A 25,428-nucleotide genomic window follows, 5' to 3' on the forward strand; every position below is an offset into this window, starting at 1 on the left:
CCGCCCAGACCGGACATCCCGGCAGCGACCCACCCGAGCTCGAACCGGACATCCGGCACCCGAGCGGACGACCGGGTGACAACCTCAGCTCGGGCACTCCGGCTGCGACCGACACCCCGCGCTCATTCGGCCGTGTTGCCGTAGCCGGTCGGCGGCATTCGGCGTGCCGGTCGCTGATTGGCCCAGCAGATCACCCGGAAATCGGCCCTCACGGTGGTCCACCCCACCGACCAGGATTAAGGGCCAACGACATTCCTGGAAGGACCGGAACGACGATGACGACGGCCGACATGTGGTTCGACCCGCGCTGCCCCTGGGCCTGGAACGCCTCCCGCTGGCTGCTGGAGGTGGAACGGGTCCGCGCGGTCGAGGTGCGCTTCCACGTGATGAGCCTCAGCGTGCTCAACGAGGGCCGCGAGGGGTTGGAGGAGTGGTACCGGGAGTGGTTGAAGCCCGGCCTGGGCCCGGTGCGGGTGGCGGTGGCGGCGGAGATGAAGGCCGGCCCGGAGGTGCTGCGGGACCTCTACACCGCGCTGGGCAACCGGATCCACCACGACCGGGCGCCGATCGGGCCCGACCTCTACCGGGCGGCGCTGGCCGAGGTGGGGCTGCCCGTCGAGCTGGCCGACGCGGCCGACTCCACCGCGTACGACGAGACGCTGCTGGCCAGCCACCACGCCGGCCTGGAACCGGTCGGCGAGGACCTCGGCACCCCGACCATCCACGTCACCGACGACGCCGGCCGGCGCACCGCATTCTTCGGGCCGGTGGTCGCGCCTATCCCGCGTGGCGAGGACGCCGGCCGGCTCTGGGACGGGGTGGTGCTGGTCGCCGGCACCGACGGGTTCTTCGAACTGAAGCGGGCCCGGACCCGGCCGCCGATCGACCGCTGACCGGTCAGCCGAACGCCGCGGCGAAGGGCCCCCGGTTCGTCGGATCCGGCACCGCGAACACCACCAGGTCGAACCGGCCCGCGTACGGGCGGCCGGGCCCGAGCAGGTCGGCGAAGGCGGCGGCCACCTGGCGCGGGTCGTTGCGGAACACCCCGCAGCCCCAGGCGCCGAGCACCAGCCGCCGGTGTCCGTGCGCCAGCGCCACCCCGAGCACCCGGCCGGCGCGGCGTCGCAGCAGCCCGGGCAGGTCGACCGGCTCGCGCAGCGCCCCGGCGTTCGGCGCCGCCGCAGTCAGGAAGGCCACCCGGTACGGGGGGATCAGCCGCCCCGAGTCGTCCCGGAACACCGGAACGTCGGGGGAGTGGATGACCCGGTCGGAGTAGACCGGGTCCGGCCGGGCCCGGTGGTACGCGTAGAACTCCGGTGCCGTCCGCAGGCTGGCGGCCAGGGCGGAGGACCGGGCCAGGCTCTCCTCCTGGGCGTGCGCGCCGGTGGCGTACCCACCACCGGGCTTCTTCGCGGAGGCGAAGTTGAGGCAGGCGACCCGGCCGTCGGCGGTGCCGGCGAGCCGGCGGGTGGCGGCGAGGCTCGTCTCGTCGGTCACCTCCACCGTGGACGGCCCCGCCGGGCCGGGCTCGGGCAGCGGTTCGTCGGGCAGGTGCAGGGTGGCGGTCGGCACCGGCCCGTACCGGCCCTCGGCGACGAGCCGGTCGGTCTCGGCGGCGAGCGCCGCCCGTTCGGTACGGTCCACCGGCACATCATGCCGGCGCGGGCCGCCCCCGGCCGCCCCGACTGTCCGCTCAGGTCAGCTCGACCGGCAGCGGCACCGGGCGCTTCGCCACCCGGTCGTCGCCCGAGGAGCGGCCGCGCAGGTGCCGGGCCAGCCACGGCAGCAGGTGCCGCCGGGTCCAGGCCAGCTCGGCGCGGAGCACCTCGTGCCCCCGTCGCCGGGGCGCGACCGCCAGGGGTCGGGTCCACGAGTCGTCGTACCCGGGCAGGCCGGCGGTGTACGCGAGCGCCGCGGCGATCCGCTCGTGGCCGGCGCTGTTGGCGTGCAGCCGGTCCTCGCTCCACAGCCGGGGGTCGGAGGCGACCGGGTGCGCGGCGAAGTCCAGCAGGGTGGCCCCGGTCTCGGCGGTGACCCGCCGCAGCGCCGCGTTGAGCATGACCACCCGGCCGCGCAGCGGGCGGGCCAGCGGCATCACCGGCACCGGATCGGGCAGCGTGAAGGTCAGCACGGTGGCGCCCTGGCCGACCAGCGCCCGCTGCATCGTCGCCACGTCCGCGGCGATCCGCCGCGCGTCGAACGAGGGACGCAGCACGTCGTTCACGCCGGCCACCACCGTGCAGAGGTCCGGCGCCAGGTCGAGAGCCACCGGCAGTTGCTCGGCGAGGATGCGGGCGGTGGTCCGCCCCCGGACCGCCAGGTTGGCGTACTCCAGGCCGCCCTGCTCCCGGGCCACCGCCTCGGCGAACCGGTCCGCCCAGCCCCGGTAGCCGCCGGTGCCGTCCGGGTCGTCGAGCCCTTCGGTCGTGCTGTCGCCGATCGCGACGTACCGCTGCCACATCACGTCGAACAGCCTATGGGCGGCGGTGCCGCCGCCGTCCGTCGGGCGCGGCCGGTACGGGGCGACGTGCCCGCGACCGCCCCGATACGGTGCGCAGGTGAGCCGCACCGACCGTTTCCGCGACCGCCGGCGACCCGCCCACGGCGTGGTCCCGCTCCCGGCCGCCGACGACGGCGGGAGCGCCGGATGAGCAGCCCCACCCAGCGCCTCCTCGACCCCGACCAGGTCCGCCGGTACGTCGCGGCCTCTCTCGGCCCCGACGTCACGGTGACCGGCTGCGCGCCGCTGACCGGGGGCGGTTTCGCCGCGGTCTGGTCGGCCACCCTCGACGACGGCCGCGGCGTGGTGCTGAAGGTCGGCCCGCCGCCCGAGGTACCGCTGCTGCGCTACGAGCGGGGGATGGTCGCCGCCGAGGCGCGCTACCTGCGGCTCGTCGCCGCGCGGGCCCCGGAGGTGCCCGTCCCGCCGCTGCTGCACCACGGCAGCGACCCCGTCCTCGGCGACTGGCTGCTGACCGGCCTGCTCGCCGGGCGTACCCTGCACCAGCTCACGGTCGACGGCGCGCCGGTCGACGCGGTCCGCGCCGGGCTCGGGGCGGCGCTCGCCGCGCTGCACCGGGTCGACGGCGACCGGTACGGCTACGACGGCGGCCGGGCCGCCGGGGCGACCTGGCGGGAGGCCTTCACCGCCATGGTGGACGATCTGCTCGCCGACGCCACCGACTGGGCGGTGCCGCTGCCCGTGCCGGCGGGACGGATGCGGGAACTGGTCCACCGGCACGCCGCTGCCCTCGACGCGGTCCGCCGTCCGGCGCTGCTGCACTTCGACGGCTGGGCCGGCAACGTGCTGGCCGTCGCCGGGCCGGACGGGATGCCGCGGCTCAACGGTCTGGTCGACGGCGAGCGGCACCTCTACGGCGATCCGTTGCTGGACCTGGTTTCACCGCTGATCTTCCGCCGGGCCGAGGACGAGCCGGACGACGCGTTCCTGCGCGGCTACCAGGCGGCTGGCGGCCCGGTGCCGCTCGACGAGGCGGGCGTGCGCCGCCGGCTCGGGCTCTACCGGCTGCACCTGTACCTGCTGATGACCGTCGAGATGCCCAGCCGGGGCATCACCGCCGACAACGACCCGGGCCGCGTCGCCCGGCTCGCCGAGCTGCTGGACCGGGAGCTGGCCGCGCTCGCCGAGCCGTGAGCCGGCCCCTGATCCGGCCCCTGATCGGGCCCGTGAGCCGGCCCCGATCCGGCTCGTTCCGTCCGCGCCGGATCGGGCGGACGGGCTCAGAGCCAGCCGGAGCGGCGGAAGAGCCGGTGCAGGACCACCGCGGCGGTCGCCATCAGCAGCAGGGCGCCGGCGTAGCCGTACCGCCAGGTCAGCTCCGGCATGTGCGTGAAGTTCATGCCGTACACGCCGGCCACGGCGGTCTGGGTGGCGGCGATCGCGGCCCACGCGGCGATCTTGCGCATGTCGTTGTTCTGGTCGACGGCGAGCTGCGCGAGCCGGGACTGGAGCACCGAGTTGAGCAGCTCGTCGTACGCGGCGACCCGCTCGACCGCGCGGCTCAGCCGGCTCTCGACGTCGAGGAACCAGCGGCGCAGCCCCGGGGGCGGCTCGCCGGCCCGGTCGGCGACCAGCGCGCGCACCGGCTCCTGCAACGGCAGCACCGCCCGCTTGAACTCCACCACCTCCCGCTTGAGCTGGTAGATGTGCTGGATGTCGGCGCCCCGGTCGGGGGCGAAGACGCTCTCCTCGACGCGTTCCAGGTCCTTCTCCAGGTGGGCGGCGACCTCCAGGTACAGGTCGACCATCCGGGCGGCGACCGCGTACGCCACCGCCCACGGTCCCTCGGCCAGCACCGCCGGGCGGCTCTCGATGTCGTGCCGGACCGGGGTCAGGGCGCCGGAGGCGCCGTGCCGGACGGTGATGACGAACCGGTCGCCCAGGAAGACCATCACGTCCCCGGTGTCGATCACCTCGGAGGTGGCGGTCAGCTCGGCGTGCTCGACGTAGCTGGCGGTGCGCAGCACCAGCAGGGTCACCCCGTCGTGCCGCTGCACGGTGGGCCGGTGCCCGTCGGCGAGCGCCTGCTCCACGACGAGTTCGTCGAGGCCGAAGGTGCGCCCCACCGCCGCCATCACCGCCGCGCCCGGGTCGTGCAGCCCCAACCAGACGAAGGCGTTGCGGCCGCGGCGGGAGCGGGCGTACGCGTCGGCGTAGTGCGGGCGGCCGGTTTCCCGGCGGCCGTTGACGTACACCGCGCAGTCGACCACGGCGTCCGGATTGGACCGCCGCGGGGCCGGCGCGGAGGCCTCGGCCTGGCGGCCGAGCACCCGGTCGACCAACGACCCCAGTCGCGGAATGAGCCGTGCCGCCACCGTCCACCTCCGCCGCCCTCGATCCGGGGGCCCACCGTAGTACGGCGCCGCTCCCGCCGGTGGTGGTGGGTCAGGCCACGGCGGTGGCCCGCACGACGATGTTGTCGGAGTAGTCGCGGGAGCGCTCGTCGAAGCGTCCGCCGCAGGTCACCAGGCGCAGCCCCGCGCCCGGCCCGCCCGGACCGTAGACCAGCGCGGTGGGAAAGCTCCGCTTCGGGTACGCGCCGACGCCGTCCACCGCGAACGTCACGGCCCGGCCGTCGGCGCGGGTGACCCGTACGGTGTCGCCGGGCCGCAGCCGCCCCAGTTTGAAGAAGACCGCCGGACCGTCGCGGGTGTCGACGTGGCCGACGATCACGGCGTTGCCGGCCTCGCCGGGGCTGACGCCCGGCCGGTACCAGCCGGCGACGGTCGGGCGGTCCAGCGGCGGCACCTCCAGGGTGCCGTTCGGGTCGCCGGCGACGGACACCAGGTCGGCGTGGACGCCGATGGCCGGGATGTCGATGCGGACCGGTTCCGAGCGGGGCAGCACCGGCCCGGGGGATCCGCTGCGGTCGGCGCCGCGCGCGCCCGCCCCGGGCTGCGGCGGCCCCGCCGGCGACGCGGTGAGGCCCACCGTGATCAGGCTGAGTCCGGCGGCGCCGGCCACCGTCACCGCCGCCACCGACGCCCGGGTACGCGTGAACCACCTGCCGAGGGCCATCGCCTCACCTCCCGCGACACGGCGATGCGGTCGGGGTGCCCGTCCCGGTCGCGCCGGTGCGGGCACCCCGTCCTAGGGATGGTGTGAGGTACGGGTCAGGCGACGGGCGCGGCCGCTCGGCGTCGGCGGCGGACCATGACGGTCGCCCCGATCGCGGCGGCTCCGGCGAGCGCGCCGCCCGCGGCCAGCAGGCCGGTGGTGCCGTCACCGCCGCCACCACCGGCCGGCGCCGCGCCGATCGGGGTGACGGTGAAGGTGGCGCTGCCGCCGGAGCTGCCGTCACCGCACGTGGTGGTCACCGTGTAGGTGCCGAGGGTGAAGCCGGCGGTGAAGAGTTCCGCGCTCAGCCCGCCGCCGGCCGCGGCGGTGGTCGAGCGGACGTTCTGGTCCCGGTTCGGGCCGGTGACACGGAAGATCGCGTCGCCCGCCCTCGGGTTGCAGCTGGTGGCGGTGAGTACGACCGTCCCGCCGACCGGTGTGGTGGCCGGTGACACGACGGTCTGCGCGAGCGCGGCGGCCGGGAGCAGAAGCGTGCCGAGTCCCACGCCGAGCGCCGTCGATACGAGAACTGACTGTGCCTTCATACGCGTCTTCCCTCACTTTTCGTCCGCTGTCTGCGTGGGACGTCGTTCGGGTGGCCAACTCCGTAACAAGCACCGGTGTGGCCAACACTAGGAGGGTTGGGCGTCGCGCCCGACGTAAATGAGAAATCTTCGTTGCCGTCACGAGTTTTCCCTCGCGCCGGGGAGGTGCGGATATGCCCGCACAGGACCGCCCACAACGCCCGGCCGGTCGTACCTGCTCGCGCCAGTCGTCCCCTTGCGGCGAGAACCGCGCTTCCGCGCTGGCCCGTCCCCTTGTGGGAAGAGCTGTCCGGATCGGCCGGTCTCTCGGCGGGCGGCCGGCGCGGCGCGGGAAGCAGTCCTGCGCCTCCTAACCCCCCACCCCCACCTCAGATGCGCGCAGTTTCAGAGAAAGAGTGGCCATTCCGGGCGCTGAGGCCACTGATTCTCGGAAAGTACACCCGGCCGTCGGGTCACGACGGGGTCAAGGTGTTTCCGACGGGCGCGGCCCTGTTGCGGGCGTCCAGGCTCATGTTGCTCCACTGTGGTCGAGGGGGCGGGAGGTTCGGCGCGGCCGAGTTCGAGGGCGGACGGTGTGCGCGGTCGGGCCCGGCGGCACCAAGGGGCGGCCAGTGGCTCGCTCGGGCAGCGCCTGCCACCGGCCGCTGCGGGGGGGTGCGGACGTACCTGGTGGACGAGACTCGAGCTTCCCATCGGGTGACACTCCGGTGTGGATTTCCATGCCGGCGAGGGTGGCTGCCGAGGTCCCGGCATCTGTCCATTCCGTCAGCCTCGACCGGGACCCAGCATCCAGCTAGCCTCCTAGGATGCCCTACGGGTTGTGGCGCAGCCGGATACCCGACAGTGCGCCGGAGGGAGATGGCGGGTCGAGCCGCACGGCCCGGCGTTGCGGGAGCTACCGAGGTGCGCGTCGCCAGAACTGGCGCGGCGCGTACCCGTCGCGGCGCAGCCAGTGTTCCGTGTAGACGATCCGTTCGGCCTCGATGACGACCAGCGGTCCGCTCGGTGGCTCGTCCAACGACCGTCCCCGCTCCGCGTGGTCGGACTGCCAGCGCACCGCCGGCCACCAGTGGTCGAAGTCGGCGTCGCCCTCGTGCAGCACCCGGGCCCGGCCGAACAGTTGCGCGCCGCGGCTGCTGGCCTGCCCGACGAGCGGTGCGAACACCCCGACCGACACCCGTGGGTCGGCCGCGATGTTGCGCATCTTCGGCGAGGTGGCCGCGGCGGTGAACATGACCGCGAAGTCGAGGTGGAAGTAGCGGACCGGGGTGGCCAGCGGGCCGTCCGGGCCGGCGGTGGCGAGCACGCACATGTTCTGCGACGACAGCAGGTTGAGGATCCGCTCGCCGAGGCGTTCCGGGTCCAGGCGGGCGGCGGGGGCGGGGCCGGCGAGCCAGGGGTTCGTGACGGGCATGGTGGATCGTCCCATGCCCGTCCTGGGTCCTCAGAGCCGGTCGCCGACCGACCCCGATGCGGGGCGAATCACCGCTTGCGCGCCTGGAGCGTGTACGTCTGCGCCAGCCGCCACGGCCGCTCGGCCAGCCGCCACTCGCCGTCGGCGTCCTTGACCTGCCGGCCGGGCAGCGCGTCCCAGGGCGCGCTGTCGTGCTCCTGGAGCATGGTGAGGTCGAGGCCGGCGTCGAGCAGGGCGGTGACCACCTCGCCGAGGCCGTGGTTCCACTCGTGGGTGGTGTTGTGCCGGAACGTGGTGTCGGTGCTGACGTAGGTGCCGGGCTCCTCCCAGACCAGCGGTTCCGGCCGCTCGAAGTACGGGTGCTCCACCACCAGCAGCCCGTCCGGGTGGGTCTCGTCCAGCGCCCACAGCATCGGGTGGCCCTCGCGCAGGAAGAGCCGGCCGCCGGGGCGTAGCAGCGCGGCGACCACGCCCGCCCAGCGGCGGATGTCGGGCAGCCAGCACAGCGCGCCGACGCCGGTGTAGACCAGGTCGAAGCCGCCCACGCCGAGCACCTCGGGGGCGTCGTAGACGTCGGCCTCGACGAAGTCGACGGCGGCGCCGGCCCGCTCGGCCAGGGCCCGGGCCTGGGCCAGCGAGGCGCCGGAGAAGTCCAGCCCGGTCATCCGCGCCCCGAGCCGGTGCAGCGAGACGGTGTCGGTGCCGATGTGGCACTGCAGGTGCACGCCGCGCAGGCCGGTCACGTCGCCGAGGCGGGGCAGGTCGAAGCGGACCACCTCGCTCAGGTACGCCGGGTCGGTGGCGAAGCGCTCCACCGCGTAGTCCGGCGACGCGGCGTGGGCGGGGGCGCGCTCGTCCCAGTTGGCCCGGTTGAGGGTGCGGTAGTCGGTCACCGGCGAACCGTCGCACATCCCACCGGCGCCGCTCAACGGGGATTCGTCGCCGCCCGCGGGGCTGGTCTGCCTCGCCGTGATGGCGGAGCGACTGCATGATTTCCTCCAGCCGCGCCAGGTGCCGGTCGCCACATACGCGGTGCCGGAACTTTGTCGCGAAGTCCAAGTGGGCGTGCAGGCGGAAAGGCAGTGCGTGCCGGTGCGGACGTTGCATTCTCTGTCATAGGCCGCTGCGAGACTGTCCGGTGTGCAGCTTCGGTACAACTATCGCGTCTATCCGACGTCGGGTCAGCGGGAAGCGTTGGCGCGGGCGTTCGGGTGCGCGCGGGTGGTGTTCAACGACGCGCTGCGCGCACGACAGGAAGCCCGGGAGCAGGGCCTGCCCTACATCTCCGACGGGGACCTGTCCAAGCGGGTGATTACCGAGGCGAAGACGACGCCGCAGCGGGCGTGGTTGGGCGAGGTGTCGGCGGTGGTGTTGCAGCAGGCCCTCGCCGATCTGCACCTCGCGTACCGCAACTTCTTCGCATCCCTGTCCGGGAAGCGGAAGGGTCGCAAGGTGGCCCCGCCGCGGTTCCGGTCGCGCAAGGACAACCGGCAGGCCATCCGGTTCACCGCCAACGCCCGATTCAAGGTGCTGGACAACGGTCGGCTGCGGCTGCCGAAGATCGGTGATCTGGCGGTGCGGTGGTCGCGGGCGTTGCCCGCTGCGCCGAGTTCGGTGACGGTCGTCATGGACGCAGCGGGCCGGTACTTCGCCTCGTTCGTCGTCCAGGCGGCCGACGAGGCGCTGCCGCCGGCCGACGCCGAGGTGGGCATCGACCTGGGTCTGACCCACTTCGCGGTCCTGTCCGACGGCACGAAGGTGGCGGCGCCGCGATTCCTGCGCCGAGTCGCCCGCAAGCTGCGTCGACTCCAGCAGGACCTGTCCCGCAAGCAGCGGGGCAGCAACAACCGCAAGAAGGCCGTCGTCAAGGTGGCGAAGGCGCACGCCCGGGTGGCTGACACCCGGCGAGACTGGCAGCACAAGCTCTCGATGCAGATCATCCGCGACAACCAAGCGGTGTACGTCGAGGACCTGTGTGTTACCGGCCTTGCCCGGACCCGCCTGGCGAAGTCGGTGCACGACGCCGGCTGGGCCGGCTTCACCGCGATGCTGCAGTACAAGGCCGCCCGGTACGGGCGCACCTTCGCAAAGATCCACCGGTTCGCGCCCACCTCGCAGACGTGCTCGGTGTGCAGCCGGCTCGACGGACCCAAACCGCTGAACATCCGATCGTGGACCTGCCCATGCGGTGCGGTCCACGACCGGGACGTCAACGCGGCCATCAACGTGCTCGCGGCGGGACGCGCCGAGAGCCTAAACGCCTGTGGAGCGCAGGTAAGACCGGCACCCATGCCGGCACCGCGCCGAGAAGCAGGAATCCGCCCGCGCGTTGCGCGCTGTTCCACGCGCAACGCGGAGGGAACCCCCGTCCCTTAGGACGGGGAGAACGTCAAGGGCTGCTGTTCACCTGCATAGCGGTGGGCGGGCTGCTCGGCGCGGTGGTCGGCGACCGGCTGGTCGCGGCGATCGGCGCCACCTGGACCATCCGGGTCGGGCTGCTGGTCGAGGCGGGCCTGCACCTGGCCCTGGCGGCGTCGACGAGCGCCTGGCTGATCGGCGGGGCGCTGTTCGCCTTCGGGGTGCACGGCGCGCTGTGGAACATGGTCTCGAACTCGCTGCGCCAGCGGCTGACCCCGGCGGCGTTGCAGGGGCGGGTCGGCGGCACGACGCTGTTCATCGCCGCCGGCGGCAACTGCGCGGGTGCCCTGCTGGGCGGCGTGATCGCCACGACGTTCGGACTGACCGCGCCGTACTGGGTGGGGTTCGTGGTGGCGGTGCCGGTGTCCGCGGCCACCTGGCGGGTGTTCGACCGGGCCACGGTCGCCGCCGCGTACGCCGACCCGGACGACCGGCAGCCGGTCGTCCGGATCGGTTGAGCGGTCAGCGGGCCGGGACGGGCAGCACCTCGCCCCGCTGCGCGGAGCGGTGCGCCAGCTCGATCAGCTCCACCGTGGCGACGGCGTCGCGCGGGTCGACCGGCATCGGGGTGCCGGCCCGCAGCGCCGCCGCCACCTGGGCGTAGAAGTCCTGGTAGCGGCCCGGGTCGGTGGGCACCGGGCGGAGGTCGCCGTCGACACCGAGCCGGCCGTACCGCTCGGCGGGGACCTCGCCCCAGCCCGGCGCGTCCGGGCGGGCCCCGGCGCGCAGCGCCTCCTCCTGCACGTCCAGGCCGTAACTGGTCCAGCCGGCGCGGTCGCCGAGGACGCGCATTCGCGGCCCGAGCTGCGCGGTCACGGCGCTCATCCAGAGGTGGGAGTGGACGCCGCCGGCGTGGGTGAGCGCCACGAAGGCGTCGTCGTCGACCTGCGCCTCGGGCCGCCGCCGGTCCACCTCGGCGTACACGCTGCGCACCGGCCCGAACAGCTGCACCGCCTGGTCGACGAGGTGGGCGCCGAGGTCGTAGAGGGCGCCGCCGGCCTCGCCGGGGGCCGCGCTCTCCCGCCAGCCCTCCTTGATGGCCGGCCGCCACCGCTCGAAGCGGGACTCGAAGCGGAGGACCTGGCCCAGCTCACCCTCGGCGATCAGCCGGCGGGCGGTCAGGAAGTCGCCGTCCCAGCGGCGGTTCTGGAACACCGTCAGCGGCACGCCGCGCCGGTCGGCCTCGTCGATGAGGGCGCGACCCTCCGCCGCGGTGGCGGCCAGCGGCTTGTCCACCACGACGGCCAGCCCGGCCGTGACGGCGGCCCGGGCCATCGGCACGTGCGTGCGGTTCGGCGTCGCCACCACGACCAGGTCGAGGCTGTCCGCGGACTCCCACAGCCGGTCCGCGTCGTCGAGGACGCGGGCGTCCGGGTGGTCCTTGCGGGCCTGCTCCTGCCGCTGCGGGTTGCCGGTGACGACGGCGTCCAGCCGCAGCCCGGGGGTCGCGGCGACCAGCGGGGCGTGGAACACCTGGCCCGCCAGCCCGTATCCGAGCAGTCCGACCCGCAGTGGTGCCGGCGTGTTGGCCATGGTGTCCCCTCGGTTTCCCGTCCGTGCCCTGGTCGTTCCAGGTGGTGCCGGTACGAACCTACGCGCCGGCCCGGACCGGTGTGCCGCCCGGTCAGCGGGGAGTCGGCTCGGTCACCCAGCCGGCGACGAGGACCAGACCGGTGGGGCGGTGCACGGCCAGGAAGCCGAACGGGCGGTCGACGTCGAAGCTGACCCGTCGCGCCCGTGCGCGGTGCCGGGGTGGCGCGGAGCCGGGTGCGATGGCGACGGCGGTGACCGCGGCGGCGCGGAAGCCGGTGGCGCTGAACTCGGCCGTGACGGTCTGCCGGGCCTGGGAGACGTAGAGCAGCGGGGCGATGCCGGGGAAGTTGTCCGCGTCGCGGCGGGTGGCGGCGGCGAGTCCGTACAGCTCGGCGCGGTCGAGCAGGTCGTGGTCGGCGTCGACGCGGAACGCGACGGTGTGCACGGCCAGTTGCGGCCGGTCGTCGAACGCCTCGACGGTCTCCTCGGTGACGCCGGGCCCGGCGGTGTCGGGCAGCGTCGGCCCGCCGGCGAGGGCGCGGATCGCGGCCGGCAGCACGGCGCCGGCCGGGCGCCCGGGGGCGCCGAGGGCCAGCACCACGTCGACGTCTGCCGCACCGGCGACGGTCAGCAGACTCACCGGTCCGGCCGGGGTGTCGGCCACCCGCAGCGCCCGGGGGTCGCCGCCGTACCGGTGCAGACCGACCAGCCGCCGACCCTGCCAGGGACCCTGCCGGGGCTCGCACCAGCCCTCCTGGAAGGGCGCCGCCCAGCCGGTCAGCACCGACAGGGCGCTGGCCAGCACCAGCGCCGTGTCCGGGGTGACCGTGATCGGCATCTTCGGGATCTGCCCGTCGGTGTGGGTGGACGCCCAGCGGTCCAGCACGGGCTGGTCCACGGCCCGGTCGCCGGTCAGCTCACCCCGCATCGACGCGGGGACCGCGCGCAGCCAGGCCGGGTTCAGTCGCAGCTCGCGTCGGGCCCAGAAGCCCAGCGCCAACCGGGTGGTGGGGGAGGCGGCCAGGTCGTAGGGGGTGGCGTCGGGGGCGACGGCGGACAGCTCGTCGCGGGCCGGACCGGCCGCGTGCCGGGCGAGCAGGGCCAGCAGCGGGTACGCGCCGGCGCCGGACAGGACGGTCTGCCGGTCGTCGATCAGGGCGGCCCAGTTGGCGGTGAGGGCGTTGGCGGGCGTGCTGCTCATGCCGTGGCACCGTACCGGGCGGGCGGCGCGCCGTGGGGGCTCCGCCCGGCGGGGGCCGGGGGGTGTGACAGCGTGGTCGGGTGGACAACGTCGACCTGGCCGTCGTCGGCGGTGGCGGCGCCGGTTCCCTGCTCCTCGCCGCGCTGGACCGGCACGACCTGCGTGAGCTGCGGATCGCCGTGGTCGACCGGGTGCGCAAGCGCGGCCAGGACCGCACCTGGGCGTTCTGGGGTACGCCCGGCACCGACCTGGAGCCGATGCTCAGCGCGAGCTGGCGGCAGGTGGAGGTGACCACGCCGGCCGGGCGGCGCCGGCTCGACCTCGCCCCGCTGCGGTACGCGATGCTGCGCTCCGCCCCGGTCTACGAGCGGGCCGCCGAGGCGGAGCGGCGCCTCGGCGCCACCCGGGTCGACGCGGCGGTCGGCGCCCTCGACGACGACGGTGGGTCGGTGACCGTCCGGGACGCCGACGGCACGGCGCTGCTGCGGGCCCGGTGGGTGCTGGACTCCCGCCCCCGGCCGCCCCGGCGGGCGGGGCGGACGAGCTGGTTGCAGCACTTCCGGGGCTGGTGGCTGGAGTCGGCCGGGCCGGTGTTCGACCCGGACCGGGCGGTGCTGATGGACTTCCGCACCCCGCAGCCGGCGCGGGGTGTCTCCTTCGGCTACCTGCTGCCGGTCAGCGACCGGTACGCCCTGGTCGAGTACACCGAGTTCTCCCCGCGACGGCTGACCGACGCCGGCTACGACACCGCGCTGCGCGGCTACGCCGACCTGCTCGGCCTGGACCTGACCGCGCTGACCGTGCGGGAGGTGGAGGACGGGGTGATCCCGATGACCGACGCCCCGTTCGAGGGCCGGCCGTCGCCGAGGGTGGTGCGGCTGGGCACCGCCGGCGGGGCCACCCGGCCGTCGACCGGGTTCACCTTCTCCGCCATGCACCGGCAGGCCGACGACGTGGCCCGGGCGCTGGCCGCCGGCCGGGCCCCGGTGCCCCGGCTGGCGTACCCCCGTCGACACCTGTGGATGGACGCCGTCGCGTTGCGGGCGCTGGACCGTGGGGCGGTCGGCGGCCCGGAGTTCTTCGACCGGCTCTTCGACCGCAATCCGGCGCAGCGGGTGCTGCGTTTCCTCGACGGCGCCACCACCCCGGCGGAGGACCTGGCGGTGATGCGGTCCAGTCCGCTGCTGCCGATGACCTCGGCCGTGGTCGGTGACGCCGTCGGCCGGCTGCGCGCCCGGCTGCGCCCCGGCCCGGCCCCCGCGTCCCTCGGCGCGGGCCCGGACCGGGCGGGTCAGGCCGGCTCGTAGGTCGCCACGACCACCCCCGTCGTGGTGGTGACGCTCTCGACCAGCGTCAGCCGGGCCGGGTGCCCGCCGTCGGGGAACAGCCGCCGCCCGGTGCCGAGCACCAGCGGGTGGATGATCAGCACGTACGCGTCGATCAGCCCGTGCGGGGCCAGCGACCGCACCAGCTCGCCGCTGCCGAGCACGGCGATGTCCGGGCCGTCCTGCCGCCGCAGCTCGGCGACCGCCGCGACGGCGTCCCCGTCGAGCAGCACCGAGTTCGCCCCCGGCAGCGGCGCGGTCAGGGTGGTGGAGGCGACGTACTTGGTGAGCCGGTCGAGCACCGGGGTGAACGGGTTGTCGGTCTGGTGCGGCCAGAAGCCGGCGAAGTCCTGGTACGTGCGGCGACCGAGCAGCAGCGCGCCGGTGGACGCCATGCCCCGGCCCATCTTCTCGCCCAGCACCGGGTCCGTGTACGGCACCGCCCAGCCGCCCCGGTCGAAGCCGTCGCGGGTGTCCTCGTCCGGGCGTCCGGGCGCCTGCATCACGCCGTCCAGGCTGACGTTGTTGGTCACGACGACGCGTCTCATGCCGGTCCTCGCGGGTCACGGCCGGCCCGACGCCGGCCCCTCACCTCCCAGACGGACGGCGGCCGGCCCTTTCGACACACCGTCAGCGGGCGTAGCCCGTCGACCTCGCCGAGCAGCGCGGCTACCTCCGCGCGGTGAGAGAGCCCCCGGTGGTGCGGCGCGCCGGGACGCCCGCGCCCAGCGGCGGTGGGCGGCACCGGTAGGTTCGGCGCCATGGTGGAGGCGGCGGACGGCAGGGTCGTGGAGATCTGGACCGACGGGGCGTGCAGCGGCAACCCCGGCCCGGGCGGCTGGGGCGCGCTGCTGCGCTACGGCAGCCACGAGCGGGAGCTGTGCGGCGGCGAGGCGACGCCGACCACCAACAACCGGATGGAGCTGACCGCGGCCATCCGGGCGCTGGAGAGCCTGACCCGACCGGTCACCGTGCGGCTGCACACCGACAGCACCTACGTGCGCAACGGCATCACCGGGTGGCTGGCGTCGTGGAAGCGCAACGGCTGGCTGACGGCGGCCAAGCAGCCGGTCAAGAACGCCGATCTGTGGCAGCGGCTGGAGGCGGCCTGCGCCCGGCACGAGGTGACCTGGCTGTGGGTCAAGGGGCACAACGGCCACCCGGAGAACGAGCGGGCGGACGCGCTGGCCAACAAGGGGATGACCGAGGCGCGGGCGGCGGCGCCGCTCAGCGCTCCAGCAGGCGCTCGCGCAGGGCGGTGACCAGGGCGTCGTCGACGTCGCGGGCGTAGCCGCGTACCGAGCCGTGCACGGCGGTCAGGTCGGCGGGAAGAGCTCGATGATCCGCGCGGGCCGCTCGCGCCGTCCCGCTACGTCGTCGGGCCCGGTCGGACGCCGCCGGCCGGGCCCGATCCGCATCGGGGCGCGGTCACCGCTCGGTGGGGGGATTGACCGCCTCCTCCTGGGAGGGGTCGGCCGTGCCGGATACCGCGTCCACGTCGTAGCCGGCGCGGCTGGTCTCCCGAGCCGAGAGGTGCTCCTCGGCGGGCAGGTCCGCGAAGTCGTCGCCGGTGTCGTGCGTGCTGCGCAGCGAGTCGCCCGGCGGGCGCAGCGACGCCTCGTACGCGGGGGTGCCGTCCGGTTCGTCGGAGTCGGCCCGGTCGGAACGCTGTTCATCCGTCATACCGCCCTACCTGCCCGTCTGGCCGGCCGGCAAACACGCCGGTCAGCGGCGGGGATCGCGCTTGTGCCGGGCGGTCGGGCGGGCCGCGGCGTGGGTCCCGCCGGGGCGGGGACGGCCGACCGGGGTGATGCCGAGCCCCGACCAGTGCGGCGGGTGGCGCAGCGCGGGCGGCAGCACGGTGCGCCGGTCGCCGCGGGCCGCGTCGAGCTGCGACTGGTGCAGGAACAACGCGCCGGACAGGTCCGCGCCGCGCAGGTCGGCGCCGCGCAGGTCCGCGCCCGTGAGGTCGGCCAGCCGCAGCCGCACACCCCGCAGGTCCGTGCCGATCAGGCACGCGCCGCGCAGGTTCGCCCCCACCAGGTCCGCCCCGCGCAGGTCGACGCCGAGCAGCGCCGCGCCCCGCCGGTCGACGCCGTCGTGGCCGGCCCGGGCCAGCTCGCTGGCCCGCACCAGCAGCGGGTTCATCCGCCCCCGGTACGCGTCGACGTCCACGTCGCGCAGCGCGTCGGCGCCGCCGGCGGTGCGGCCTCGGGTCTCGTCCACGGCCGCCCGTAGCTCGTCGTGCAGCGTCCCCGCCGGGGTCAGCGCCAGCGCCTCGGTGAGATACCAGAGCAGCTCGTGCAGCGGGCGCACCACGGCGAAGGTGGCGAACATGGCCGACGCCGTCGCGGGGTCGTCCCGCCAGTCCCGCCCGCCGAAGGTCACCTGGGTGACGTGCTGGCCGGCGCCGAAGCAGTCGAACACGGTGCAGCCGGGGAAGCCCCGCTCGCGCAGTTGCGGGTGGATGCCGCAGCGCGAGTCGGCGCCCAGGTTCGGGCAGGGCTGGCCGGCGGGCTTGTCCAGCGCGAAGTCCGCCGAGGCGGCGAAGGCCGGGGCGACGCAGCACAACCCGACGCAACGGGCGCAGTCGGCGCGCAGCTCGGTGCCGCCTCGGGGTGTTTCGGACACGCTGACCGGTCTCCCACTGGTTGGTTGGTCTGCCGCCCGGGTCGCCCGGGTCGGCGTACCTCATTGTCCGCCAGCGGGGTGCCCGGGCCGCCCGGGGGAGGGTCCGCGGATTCGACGCCGACCGGGCGGCCCGCTTTCGTATGGTGGGCCTATCCAGGACGGCCGGGGGTCGGGGCATGGACGAGGGCGAGCGGGAGCAGGCACTGCTCACCGCGTTGACCACCGAGCACTTCGTGCTCCAGACCTCCCGCGGCGCCACCGTCACCGAGTCGGTGGGGCGGGCGACGGTGTTCCTGTCGCTGCTGTCGGCGTCGCTGATCGGTCTCGGCTTCGTCTCCAGCAGCGAGCGGCTCGTCACGCCGTACCTCGGGGCGGTGCTGCCGACGCTGGTGGTGACCGGGCTGCTGACGTTCGCCCGGCTGGTGCAGAACATGGTGGAGAACTCGCTGGACCTGCAACGGATCCAGCGGATCCGGGCCTACTACCACCGCAACGTCTCCACCGGCCACGACTTCTTCGCCGACGCGGTGTCGGACGAGGACATCGCCCGCGCCGCCTGGCGGGAGGTTGGCGCCCGGCCCGGGTGGTTCCAGCTGATGCTCACCACGGCGGCCATGGTCGGGGCGGTCAACGCCCTGCTGGTAGGGCTCGGCGTGACGCTGCTCGTCGGGCTGCTCGGCGCCGGGTCGGCGGTGGCCGTCGGCGTCGGGGTGGTGGTCGCGCTGGCCGCCTTCGCCTTCCAACTCGCCTTCATCAGCCGCCGGTCCATCTCGCGCGTGTCCTGACCCGGGAGGCGCGACGCCCGTTCCCCAGGGACGGGCGCCGCGCCGATCCGGTCAGAAGGCGAACAGGGCGCCGGTGCCGCGCAGCAGCAGGCACCGGTTCTCGTACGACTTCGACCAGGCCACCGGCCGGTCCTGCCAGAACCCCCAGGCGTGGACCGTGACCGGCGCGTACTCGAAGGTGCAGGGGCCCGGGTCCGCCGACAGCGCGGACAGGTCGCCGTCGACGCGGGCCAGAGTGCGGCAGGCGGCGGCCGCGTCGGGGTGGGTGCCGCCGGTCGGTCCGCAGACCAGCACGGCCGAGCGGTCCTCGGCGGTGCCCGGCCGGTCGATGTCGAGCAGCAGCACCGACGGGGTCTCCGGGCCGGATCGGGGTGCGGCCTGCGCGGCCTGGGGGAGCAGGGCCGCCTGGGCGGTCAGCACGGCGACGGCGAGGGCGGCCGCCGTGGCGGCGGCGCGTCGGGCGAAGGGCATCGTGACGTCCTTCCGGTTGCGGGACCCCGGGTCTCGGGGCCGGTGGACGGCCCGTCCGCGGTGTGGCCGGGCCGTCGAGAACCCTAGGTGGACGGTGTGAACGCGAAGCGTCACGATTTGTTACACCGCCCGCCCTCCGGAGGGCATCAGGTGTGACAACCTGCCCTGGCGCGCGCCGGGAGGGCGCCCGCCCGCCGCGACATGGTCTCCGGCCCGACGCATGAGTTGCCGCGCTGTTGCCGGCCACCCGCCCACGCGGCCGCCCGGCGTCGTCCGCCCCGGCCGGCCGCCCCCGGACGCAGGGATGACTCAGACCGAGCGCCAGTCGTCCGAGCGCAGGTGCGAGCCGGCCTGCGGGCCCATCAGCAGCATGCCGCCGTCCACCGGCCAGGACGCGCCGGTCACGTACGCCGCGGCGGGGGAGGCGAGCAGCGCCACCACCGCGGCGACCTCCCGCGCATCGCCGGGCCGGCCCACCGGTACGCCCGGACGGTCCTCGGTGAACGGGTCCACGTCCTCCTGGCCGGTCATCGGGGTGGAGATCTCGCCCGGGGCCACGGCGTTGACGGTGATCCCGTCGGCGGCCAGCTCCTGCGCCATCACGCGGGTGAGCAGGCCCAGCCCGCCCTTCGCCGCGCAGTACGCGGCCGACCCGACCCGGGGCGCGTGCTCGTGCACGCTGGTGATGTTGATGATCCGGCCGCCCCGCCCGGCGGCGCGCATCCGCCGGGCCGCCCGCTGTGAGCAGAGGAACGGGCCGTCCAGGTCCACCGCGAGCACCTCGCGCCACTGCTCCCAGCCGGTGTCGACGAACGGGGCGGACGCCCCGGTGCCGGCGTTGTTCACCAGCACGCCGATCCCGTCGAGCCGGTCGGCCAGCTCGTCCACGACGGTGGCGGCCTCCGGCAGCCTGGTCAGGTCCAGCTCGGCGATCTCGCAGCGGCGGCCCAGGGCGCCGACCTCTCCGGCGGTGCGCTGCGCGCCCGCGCGGTCGCGGTGCCAGGTGATGCCGATGTCGAAGCCGGCCTCGGCGAGGGCGACGGCGCAGGCCTTGCCGATGCCGGAGTCCGCGCCGGTGACGATGGCGACCTTCGGGTAGTTCTCGTATCGCTGGGGCATGCTGCCAGCACTACCCGGATCGGGCGAGGGGGAACCGGAGGGGTGTAGCCGGTCCGGGCCGGGGTAGCCGGGCGGAATGGACCTGGTCGAGGAGTCGCCGTACCGGTTCCGCATCGACCGGCACGATCCGATGCGGGTGCCGGGAGTGGTGTTCGCGTCCCGGGCTCTGCTCCCGGACGCCGGGGCGGACAAGTCGCTGGAGCAGGTGGCGAACGTGGCCACCCTGCCCGGCATCGTCGGCGCCTCTTACGCCATGCCGGACGTGCACTGGGGCTACGGCTTCCCGATCGGCGGGGTCGCCGCCACCGCCGTCGAGGACGGGGGAGTGGTCTCGCCCGGAGGGGTCGGCTTCGACATCTCCTGCGGGGTACGGCTGCTCACCGCCGACCTGGACCGGGCCGCGCTGCGCCCGCGGCTGGAGGCCGTGATGGACGGCCTGAGCGAGTCCACCCCGCGCGGCATGGGCAAGGGCGCCGTGTGGCACCTGACCGACCGGGCCGAGCTCGACGCCGTGCTCCGCGGCGGCTCCCGGTACGCCGTCGAGCGCGGCTTCGGCGTCCAACGGGACCTGGACCGCTGCGAGGACTACGGCGCGGTGGGCGACGCGAACCCGGCCCAGGTGAGCGAGCGGGCGGTGGAGCGCGGCGCCCGCCAGGTGGGCAGCCTCGGCTCCGGCAACCACTTCCTCGAGGTGCAGGCGGTGGAGGAGGTCTACGACGAGGCCGTGGCGGGGGCCTTCGGGCTGCGCGCCGGCCAGGTCTGCGTCATGATCCACTCCGGCTCGCGCGGGCTGGGCCACCAGATCTGCACGGACTACGTCCGGGAGATGGAGAAGGTGATGCCCGGGCACGGCATCCACGTGCCCGACCGGCAGCTGGCCTGCGCGCCGGTCTCGTCCCACGAGGGCCGGGCCTACCTGGGGGCGATGGCCGCCGCGGCCAACTACGCCCGGGCCAACCGGCAGCTGCTCGCCCACGCCGCCCGGCAGGTCTTCGCCCGGGTCACCGGCTGCGACCTCGACCTGGTGTACGACATCTCGCACAACCTCGCCAAGATCGAGACGCACGAGGTGGACGGGAAGCCCCGCCCGCTCTGCGTGCACCGCAAGGGCGCCACCCGGGCCCTCCCGCCGGGACACCCCGAGCTGCCCGACGACCTGCGCCCGGCCGGGCAGCCGGTCCTCATCCCCGGCTCGATGGGCACCGGCTCGTACGTGCTCACCGGCGTGGCCGGCTCGCCGGCTTGGGCGTCAACCTGCCACGGCGCTGGCCGGATGCAGAGCCGCAAGCAGGCCACCAAGGCGGTCCGCGGGCACGACCCGCGCCGGGAGCTGGAGGCGCAGGACATCGCGGTGCGGGGCGCCAGCCGGCGCGGGCTGGCCGAGGAGATGCCGGCCGCCTACAAGGACGTCACCGCCGTGGTGGCGGCGGCCGAGGGGGCCGGCCTGTGCCGGAAGGTGGCCCGGCTGGTGCCGATCGGCGTGGTGAAGGGCTGAGCCGGTCAGACGTCCACGGTCACCGCGCACTGCCAGCCGGAGTCGGTGCCGGCGAACCGCAGCTCGTGCAGCGAGACCGCCTTCGGCACCGCGCCGACCAGCTCCACCGCGTCGGTGCCGACGGTGTGCCATCGCACTCGCAGGCCGTCGGCGCTCGGCCGCACCTCGGTGGCCAGCGGCACCGTGCCCTCGGTCTCCAACCGGAAGATCACCTCGTCGAGGATCCCCACCAGCAGGTCCTCGTCCCGGTCGGCCGGCAGCTCGACCGTCGTCTCGCCGTCCGGGTGGGCGCCGGTGGTGTCGACGAAGGTCTGCACCAGCGCGGCGACCGCCTCGGCCAGGCAGCCTTCCCGGTCCGGCGCCCACGCCTCGATCCGCACGTCGGCGGTGTGCGGGACGGCGCGGTGCCCTCGGTCCATGCCCCCGATCATGCCCCCGCCACGGCTGTCCGGCGGCCGGAACTGTCGCACCGGGACGCTACGTTGCTCGCATGATCGCCGATGATGCGGACGCCCTGGCCGTCACGTTCCACCGCATGATGCGGGCCGTTCTCGCCGCCGAGCGGCCCGGTGCCGACACCCTCGGCCGCACCATCGAGCTGGCCCGCGACTGGGGCACCGGGCCGGCCGCCGACGCCCGGCTGGCCGACGCGCTGCGCCGCTTGCACGGCGAGCCCGACGAAGCTCCGGCGACGCCGGAGTCCGCGCGGGGCGCGGCGATCGGCACGTTCGCCGCCAACGCCCGGCGGTCGCGCGAGGGGGAGATCACGCCGGCCGAGTTCCACGAGATCATGGACGACGACGGCGGGCCGACCCGAGGCTGACCCCGAGGGGCCGCCGGCTTGCGGAGGGGTCTCCGCGCACCGCCGGCCCCACCGGCGTCATCGGTTGACGAAGTCGCGCACCTGGCCGTAGATGGTGGCGTCGCTCTGCAGGCTGGTGTGGGCCACGCAGCCCGCCAGCGTGTTGCTCGCCCCGGAGAGCACCGTGCTGTCCACGGGGTTGATCACGCCGTCGCAGTTCGACCGCCAGGTGCCGTACGTCGGGACGCCGGGGGTCTCGTCGGCCGAGTTGAGGTTGGCCAGGAACGTCGAGCCGATCCGCATCTCCAGGCAGGCGGTGCTGTAGCAGGCGTTGGCGGAGCTGGTGCCGTGGTTGGGGCCGCCGAGGGAGACCCAGCGGTCCACCTTGCCCCCGCCGTCGAGGTTCTTCAGGTAGTAGCGGGAGGAGAGCCCGCCCATCGAGTGGGTGACGATGTCCACCTTCGTCGCGCCGGTGCTGGCGAGCAGCTTGTCGACCTCCTGGCCGACCTGCTGCGCGGTGGTGGCGTTGGACTGGCTGGTGTTGTAGGAGAAGGCGCGCAGCCGGCTCGACGGCCAGCCGTCGGCCTGGAACCGGCTGATCATGGTGTTCCAGGTGCTGGCACTGCTGTTCCAGCCGTGCACGAACAGGATCGGATTGCTCGACGCGGTGTAGGCGGCGGCCTGTGCGGGGGTGGGTGCGACGGCGACGGTGGCGACCGCCACGCCGACCGCGAACAGCCACCTGCTGATGTACGTCCTCATGGTCGTCTGTCTCTCTCGGATGCCCGCGCGGGAAGGGGGGTGTGCGCGGACCGACGCCCAACTGGTGGTCGGACGTCGGTCGACGGGGGTCTCGGTACTCCGATGTGTGACAGATGTTACTGACCGGTTGCCTTTTGATGTCAATACATCAATCTGTGCTGCTGGCGGCACGGACAGCGACGTCGAGGAGGGCCGCGGTAGCGTGCGTCCGATGCTGATCACGAAGTACACCCACGCCTGCGTGCGGCTGGAACGCGACGGTCGCGTGCTCGTCGTCGACCCCGGCACCTGGAGCGAGCCCGCTGCTCTCGTGGGCGCGGACGCGGTCCTGGTCACCCACGAACACACCGACCACATCGACGTGCTGCCGCTGGCCGGCCTCGGCGTACCGGTCTTCGTGCCCGAGGGCGCCGAGCTGCCCGCCCTGCCCACGCTGCCGGTCCAGCGGGTACGGGCCGGGCAGCGGTTCACCGCCGCCGGCTTCGCGGTCACCGCGGTGGGTGGCCGGCACGCCACCATCCACGACGGCCAGCCCGACTGCGCCAACCTCGGGTACGTCGTGGACGACGAGGTCTACCACCCGGGTGACGCCCTGCACCTGCCCGGGCAGCCGGTGCGGACGCTGCTGGTGCCGGCCCAGGCGTCCTGGCTGAAGCTGACCGAGGCGATCGGGTTCGCCCGTGCGGTCGGTGCGGCGCGCACCCACCCGATCCACGACGCTCAGGTCAACGAGCGGGGCATGGCCAGCGTGAACGGCTGGTTCGCCGAGACGCTCGGCGACGGCTACCGCTACCTCGCGCCCGGCGAGACGGCCTGACCCGGGCCCGGCGCCGCGCCCGGCTCCGCCGTCCGGTGGCGCGCCGTCCCGGTCCGGGCCGCGGTCCGCTCCCCGCGGCGCTCCGCTGACCGATGTCGCCGTGGGGAGCGGGCGGCCCCGGTGCGACGGGGAACCTCAGCCGGGTACGTCGACGGCCGGCGCGGCCCCCGTCAGCACCGCACCCGGTGTCTCGACCTGGCAGCCGGCGGCCAGCTCCGCGGTCAGGGTGTCCAGCAGCGCCGGCACGGGGCGGCGGCCGGGCTGCACCTGACCGTCACCTTCGCCGGCGACCTGCCCGACGCGGAACTCGCCGCCGCCACGCTGCGCCGGGGGGTGAAGACCCAGCCGCTGTCCTGGCACGCGCAGCGCCCGCATCCGCCCGGACTGGTCCTCGGCTACGCGGCGAACACCGCGAGCGAGATCGACGAGGGCGTCGCCGCCATCGGGGGGGTGCTCCGCGGCCGTCCGGGTCCCGCGTGACCTCAGGGACGTGGTCGCTGGCCCGGCGTCGAGGCCACTTCCGGCGAGCAGGGCCCCGATGACGGGGCGGTCGCGGTCCGGTAGAGGGCGGCGAGCCCGGCCGCCGTCTCCGCCAGCAGGTCGCGCAGCTCGGTCGGGGCGAGGACCTCCACCTGGGCGCCGAGCCGCAGCAGGTCGCCGTGGGCGTGGGTCAGCGACTCGATCGGCACCACGGTGGTGACCCATCCGTCGGCGTCGGGGGCGCCCGCGCCCGCCTCGGCCCTCGCGACCACCACCGCACTGCCGATGTCCCGGAGTCGCTCCCGGCCGGCGGGGGAGAGCCGGATCAACGCCTCGTCGCGGTGCAGGCGGGCACGGAACTCCATGACGTGGGTCCGCCACCAGGTCGGCAGGTCGAAGCCGGCCGGCCGCTCGAAGGTCTCCGGCAGGGCGGTCAGGTCGAGGATCTGGTTGACCCGGTAGCTGGCTGGACCGTTTCCCCCGTCGGCGACCACGTACCACCGACCGCCCTTGAGCACCAGCCCGTACGGCGCCAGCACCGTCGTCCGCTCGCCGCGCCAGCTGCGATAGCGCACGCGCAGCCGGTGCTGCCGCCAAACCGCGTCCGCCGTGGACGCCAGGTACGGCGAGGCGTCGCCGTCGGAGTACCAGCTCGGGGTGTCCAGGTGGAATCGCTGGCGGAGCGCCTCGGCCCGGTCCCGCAGCGCCGCCGGCAGCGCGGCGTCCAGCTTCAGTTGCAGCGCGGCGACCACGGCGCCGTAGCCGAGTTCGGCGGCCGGGCCGGGCAGCCCGGCGAGGAAGAGCCGCTCGGCCTCCTCGGTGGTCAGCCCGGTCAGCCGGGTGCGGTAGCCGTCGAGCAGTCGGTAACCGCCGGCGTGCCCGGCCTCGCCGTAGAGCGGAATGCCGGCGGCGTGCAGCGACTCGACGTCCCGGTAGATGGTGCGGGTGGAGACCTCCAACCGTTCGGCGAGTGCCGCGGCGGTCATCCGGCCGTGCGTCTGGAGCAGGAGCAGGACCGAGAGCAGGCGACTGGCGCGCATTCCGCTGACAGTAGTTGTCAGCAGATCGGGTCTACCGTCCCGGCATGGTTTTCCGAGACAAGGAGCTGCGGACGCCGGGACCGGTCACGGTCGCCGGGCGGCAGCTCAAGCGCTACCACATCGACCAGCCGGAGCCGCGCCTCACGCCGGAGGTGGAGCGCGGCGCGTACGCCTTTCTGCCCCGCCTGCTGCCTCCGCCCGACGGCGGCACCCCGCCGGCGGGTTGGGTGGTGCTGCACCGGGGCGCGGACACCGGCGCCTACCTGCTGGCGTACACCTGGTTCTGGGACAACGTGGTGGAGTGCCGGATCGCGGTGGCCGGGCAGCCGGCGCTGCGCTGCCCGGACGACGACCCGGCGCACTTCGTGCCGCTGGACCGGCCCGGGGTCGGCTGCGTCTGGGAACTCGGCGTGCTCGAGCACGAGCGGGCCGCCTGGGTGCGCCACGTGCTGGCCCCGGACCTGCCGGACCTGGCCGGGTACCTGACCGACAGCCGGGCGGAAGGACCGGTGGGCCGGTGAGCGGGGACTTCGACTTCCTGGCCGGCCGGTGGGACGTCGCCAACCGTCGCCTCACCCGGCGGCACGTCGGCAGCGACGACTGGGACGAGTTCCCCGGCACCATGCTCGCCCACCGGTTCTTCGCCGGCGCGGGCAGCTTCGACGAGATGACCTGCCCGACCAGGGGCTTCTCCGGTGCCACCGTGCGGATCTTCGACCCGGTCTCCGCGCAGTGGTCGATCTACTGGATGCACAGCCAGCGCGGCCAGCTGGAACTGCCCCCGGTCGTCGGAGGGTTCACCGATCAGGTGGGCACCTTCTACGCCGACGACAGCGACGAGGGTCGCCCGATCCGGTGCCGGTTCGTCTGGTCCGGGATCACCGCCACCTCCTGCCGGTGGGAACAGGCATTTTCCATCGACGACGGGACGACCTGGGAGACCAACTGGATCATGGACTTCACCCGGGCCGGCTGAGGGGTCGGGGGGCGTGGCGGCAGGGCCGCCCCGCCC

Annotated in this window: 30 protein-coding genes; 13 read left to right on the top strand and 17 right to left on the bottom strand. The window is 74.7% G+C overall.

The window, feature by feature from the left end:
• Positions 1–275 precede the first annotated feature (275 nt).
• Complete coding sequence (locus GA0074696_RS17380) at positions 276–893, top strand: mycothiol-dependent nitroreductase Rv2466c family protein (protein ID WP_088962071.1); 618 nt, start codon at positions 276–278, stop codon at positions 891–893.
• A gap of 4 nt (positions 894–897) precedes the next feature.
• On the opposite strand, the gene GA0074696_RS17385 is transcribed toward GA0074696_RS17380, so the two are convergent.
• Together GA0074696_RS17385 and GA0074696_RS17390 are read right to left on the bottom strand one after the other, a co-directional pair.
• Complete coding sequence (locus GA0074696_RS17385) at positions 898–1,644, bottom strand: TIGR02452 family protein (RefSeq protein ID WP_231925052.1); 747 nt, start codon at positions 1,642–1,644, stop codon at positions 898–900.
• A 49-nt stretch (positions 1,645–1,693) separates the two neighbouring features.
• Complete coding sequence (locus GA0074696_RS17390; protein WP_172894660.1) at positions 1,694–2,461, bottom strand: SGNH/GDSL hydrolase family protein; 768 nt, start codon at positions 2,459–2,461, stop codon at positions 1,694–1,696.
• A 186-nt stretch (positions 2,462–2,647) separates the two neighbouring features.
• On the opposite strand from GA0074696_RS17390, the gene GA0074696_RS17395 reads away from it, so the two are divergent.
• Complete coding sequence (locus tag GA0074696_RS17395; RefSeq protein ID WP_088962073.1) at positions 2,648–3,655, top strand: phosphotransferase family protein; 1,008 nt, start codon at positions 2,648–2,650, stop codon at positions 3,653–3,655.
• A gap of 86 nt (positions 3,656–3,741) precedes the next feature.
• Here the strand turns inward: GA0074696_RS17395 and GA0074696_RS17400 are convergent, their stop codons facing one another.
• The 5 genes from GA0074696_RS17400 to GA0074696_RS17420 all read right to left on the bottom strand — a co-directional run bounded on the left by GA0074696_RS17400 (position 3,742) and on the right by GA0074696_RS17420 (position 8,430).
• Positions 3,742–4,836: a magnesium and cobalt transport protein CorA gene (locus GA0074696_RS17400; RefSeq protein ID WP_088962074.1), complete on the bottom strand. Its 1,095-nt coding sequence runs from the start codon at positions 4,834–4,836 to the stop codon at positions 3,742–3,744.
• A gap of 70 nt (positions 4,837–4,906) precedes the next feature.
• The gene (locus GA0074696_RS17405; RefSeq protein ID WP_088962075.1) at positions 4,907–5,539 is read right to left on the bottom strand and encodes a class F sortase; all 633 of its coding nucleotides are present in this window, start codon (positions 5,537–5,539) and stop codon (positions 4,907–4,909) included.
• Positions 5,540–5,634: 95 nt separating this feature from the next.
• On the bottom strand, positions 5,635–6,123 hold the full coding sequence (locus GA0074696_RS17410) for a hypothetical protein (protein WP_088962076.1): 489 nt from the start codon (positions 6,121–6,123) through the stop codon (positions 5,635–5,637).
• 895 nt (positions 6,124–7,018) lie between these two features.
• Positions 7,019–7,537, bottom strand: a complete 519-nt coding sequence (locus GA0074696_RS17415; RefSeq protein WP_088962077.1) for a pyridoxamine 5'-phosphate oxidase family protein — start codon at positions 7,535–7,537, stop codon at positions 7,019–7,021.
• 68 nt (positions 7,538–7,605) lie between these two features.
• Positions 7,606–8,430: a class I SAM-dependent methyltransferase gene (locus GA0074696_RS17420; RefSeq protein ID WP_088964641.1), complete on the bottom strand. Its 825-nt coding sequence runs from the start codon at positions 8,428–8,430 to the stop codon at positions 7,606–7,608.
• 247 nt (positions 8,431–8,677) lie between these two features.
• Here GA0074696_RS17420 and GA0074696_RS17425 point away from each other — a divergent pair, with 247 nt between their 5' ends.
• Both GA0074696_RS17425 and GA0074696_RS17430 read left to right on the top strand, forming a co-directional pair.
• Positions 8,678–9,913 (top strand): RNA-guided endonuclease InsQ/TnpB family protein, encoded by a 1,236-nt coding sequence (locus tag GA0074696_RS17425; RefSeq protein WP_088962078.1) that lies wholly within the window; start codon positions 8,678–8,680, stop codon positions 9,911–9,913.
• Between the two features lie 41 nt (positions 9,914–9,954).
• The gene (locus GA0074696_RS17430) at positions 9,955–10,413 is read left to right on the top strand and encodes an MFS transporter (protein ID WP_231925053.1); all 459 of its coding nucleotides are present in this window, start codon (positions 9,955–9,957) and stop codon (positions 10,411–10,413) included.
• A gap of 4 nt (positions 10,414–10,417) precedes the next feature.
• On the opposite strand, the gene GA0074696_RS17435 is transcribed toward GA0074696_RS17430, so the two are convergent.
• Positions 10,418–11,488 (bottom strand): Gfo/Idh/MocA family protein, encoded by a 1,071-nt coding sequence (locus tag GA0074696_RS17435; RefSeq protein WP_088962079.1) that lies wholly within the window; start codon positions 11,486–11,488, stop codon positions 10,418–10,420.
• Between the two features lie 91 nt (positions 11,489–11,579).
• A complete protein-coding gene (locus GA0074696_RS17440; RefSeq protein WP_088962080.1) occupies positions 11,580–12,689 on the bottom strand; it encodes a serpin family protein in 1,110 nt (369 codons plus the stop codon).
• An 80-nt stretch (positions 12,690–12,769) separates the two neighbouring features.
• Here GA0074696_RS17440 and GA0074696_RS17445 point away from each other — a divergent pair, with 80 nt between their 5' ends.
• Positions 12,770–13,996: a lycopene cyclase family protein gene (locus GA0074696_RS17445; RefSeq protein ID WP_088962081.1), complete on the top strand. Its 1,227-nt coding sequence runs from the start codon at positions 12,770–12,772 to the stop codon at positions 13,994–13,996.
• Here GA0074696_RS17445 and GA0074696_RS17450 read toward each other — a convergent pair.
• Entirely contained in the window at positions 13,981–14,562 is a 582-nt protein-coding gene (locus tag GA0074696_RS17450) for a dihydrofolate reductase family protein (RefSeq protein WP_088962082.1), read from the bottom strand. The two genes, GA0074696_RS17445 and GA0074696_RS17450, sit on opposite strands and share 16 nt — an antisense overlap.
• A gap of 213 nt (positions 14,563–14,775) precedes the next feature.
• Between GA0074696_RS17450 and rnhA the strand changes: the two genes are divergently transcribed.
• Positions 14,776–15,276 (top strand): ribonuclease HI, encoded by a 501-nt coding sequence (gene rnhA / locus GA0074696_RS17455; protein WP_088964642.1) that lies wholly within the window; start codon positions 14,776–14,778, stop codon positions 15,274–15,276.
• A 166-nt stretch (positions 15,277–15,442) separates the two neighbouring features.
• Here rnhA and GA0074696_RS17460 read toward each other — a convergent pair whose 3' ends face one another.
• Both GA0074696_RS17460 and GA0074696_RS17465 read right to left on the bottom strand, forming a co-directional pair.
• Positions 15,443–15,697, bottom strand: a complete 255-nt coding sequence (locus GA0074696_RS17460; RefSeq protein ID WP_088962083.1) for a hypothetical protein — start codon at positions 15,695–15,697, stop codon at positions 15,443–15,445.
• Between the two features lie 42 nt (positions 15,698–15,739).
• Positions 15,740–16,645 (bottom strand): pentapeptide repeat-containing protein, encoded by a 906-nt coding sequence (locus GA0074696_RS17465; protein ID WP_157745998.1) that lies wholly within the window; start codon positions 16,643–16,645, stop codon positions 15,740–15,742.
• Between the two features lie 176 nt (positions 16,646–16,821).
• On the opposite strand from GA0074696_RS17465, the gene GA0074696_RS17470 reads away from it, so the two are divergent.
• Positions 16,822–17,430 (top strand): hypothetical protein, encoded by a 609-nt coding sequence (locus GA0074696_RS17470; protein WP_088962085.1) that lies wholly within the window; start codon positions 16,822–16,824, stop codon positions 17,428–17,430.
• Positions 17,431–17,481: 51 nt separating this feature from the next.
• Here GA0074696_RS17470 and GA0074696_RS17475 read toward each other — a convergent pair whose 3' ends face one another.
• Together GA0074696_RS17475 and GA0074696_RS17480 are read right to left on the bottom strand one after the other, a co-directional pair.
• Positions 17,482–17,901: an SSI family serine proteinase inhibitor gene (locus GA0074696_RS17475; protein ID WP_088962086.1), complete on the bottom strand. Its 420-nt coding sequence runs from the start codon at positions 17,899–17,901 to the stop codon at positions 17,482–17,484.
• 309 nt (positions 17,902–18,210) lie between these two features.
• Entirely contained in the window at positions 18,211–19,020 is an 810-nt protein-coding gene (locus tag GA0074696_RS17480) for an SDR family oxidoreductase (protein WP_088962087.1), read from the bottom strand.
• Between the two features lie 76 nt (positions 19,021–19,096).
• On the opposite strand from GA0074696_RS17480, the gene GA0074696_RS17485 reads away from it, so the two are divergent.
• A complete protein-coding gene (locus GA0074696_RS17485; RefSeq protein WP_088962088.1) occupies positions 19,097–20,515 on the top strand; it encodes an RtcB family protein in 1,419 nt (472 codons plus the stop codon).
• 5 nt (positions 20,516–20,520) lie between these two features.
• Here GA0074696_RS17485 and GA0074696_RS17490 read toward each other — a convergent pair whose 3' ends face one another.
• Positions 20,521–20,946 (bottom strand): archease, encoded by a 426-nt coding sequence (locus tag GA0074696_RS17490; RefSeq protein ID WP_088962089.1) that lies wholly within the window; start codon positions 20,944–20,946, stop codon positions 20,521–20,523.
• A 59-nt stretch (positions 20,947–21,005) separates the two neighbouring features.
• Between GA0074696_RS17490 and GA0074696_RS17495 the strand changes: the two genes are divergently transcribed.
• Positions 21,006–21,338, top strand: a complete 333-nt coding sequence (locus GA0074696_RS17495; protein WP_088962090.1) for a hypothetical protein — start codon at positions 21,006–21,008, stop codon at positions 21,336–21,338.
• Positions 21,339–21,395: 57 nt separating this feature from the next.
• Here the strand turns inward: GA0074696_RS17495 and GA0074696_RS17500 are convergent, their stop codons facing one another.
• Positions 21,396–22,079: an esterase/lipase family protein gene (locus GA0074696_RS17500; protein WP_088962091.1), complete on the bottom strand. Its 684-nt coding sequence runs from the start codon at positions 22,077–22,079 to the stop codon at positions 21,396–21,398.
• Positions 22,080–22,290: 211 nt separating this feature from the next.
• On the opposite strand from GA0074696_RS17500, the gene GA0074696_RS17505 reads away from it, so the two are divergent.
• Both GA0074696_RS17505 and GA0074696_RS17510 read left to right on the top strand, forming a co-directional pair.
• Positions 22,291–22,896 (top strand): MBL fold metallo-hydrolase, encoded by a 606-nt coding sequence (locus GA0074696_RS17505; protein WP_088962092.1) that lies wholly within the window; start codon positions 22,291–22,293, stop codon positions 22,894–22,896.
• A gap of 120 nt (positions 22,897–23,016) precedes the next feature.
• Complete coding sequence (locus GA0074696_RS17510; protein ID WP_197700736.1) at positions 23,017–23,376, top strand: hypothetical protein; 360 nt, start codon at positions 23,017–23,019, stop codon at positions 23,374–23,376.
• A 2-nt stretch (positions 23,377–23,378) separates the two neighbouring features.
• On the opposite strand, the gene GA0074696_RS17515 is transcribed toward GA0074696_RS17510, so the two are convergent.
• Complete coding sequence (locus tag GA0074696_RS17515; RefSeq protein ID WP_088962093.1) at positions 23,379–24,416, bottom strand: helix-turn-helix transcriptional regulator; 1,038 nt, start codon at positions 24,414–24,416, stop codon at positions 23,379–23,381.
• 44 nt (positions 24,417–24,460) lie between these two features.
• Here GA0074696_RS17515 and GA0074696_RS17520 point away from each other — a divergent pair, with 44 nt between their 5' ends.
• Complete coding sequence (locus GA0074696_RS17520; RefSeq protein WP_088962094.1) at positions 24,461–24,937, top strand: hypothetical protein; 477 nt, start codon at positions 24,461–24,463, stop codon at positions 24,935–24,937.
• Positions 24,934–25,392, top strand: coding sequence for a hypothetical protein (locus tag GA0074696_RS17525; protein WP_088962095.1), 459 nt, complete (start codon positions 24,934–24,936; stop codon positions 25,390–25,392). Before GA0074696_RS17520 ends, GA0074696_RS17525 begins: the two co-directional genes overlap by 4 nt.
• The last annotated feature ends 36 nt before the right edge of the window (positions 25,393–25,428 follow it).

The sequence above is a fragment of the Micromonospora purpureochromogenes genome, from assembly GCF_900091515.1.
In the GTDB taxonomy this organism is placed as follows: Bacteria; Actinomycetota; Actinomycetes; order Mycobacteriales; family Micromonosporaceae; genus Micromonospora; species Micromonospora purpureochromogenes.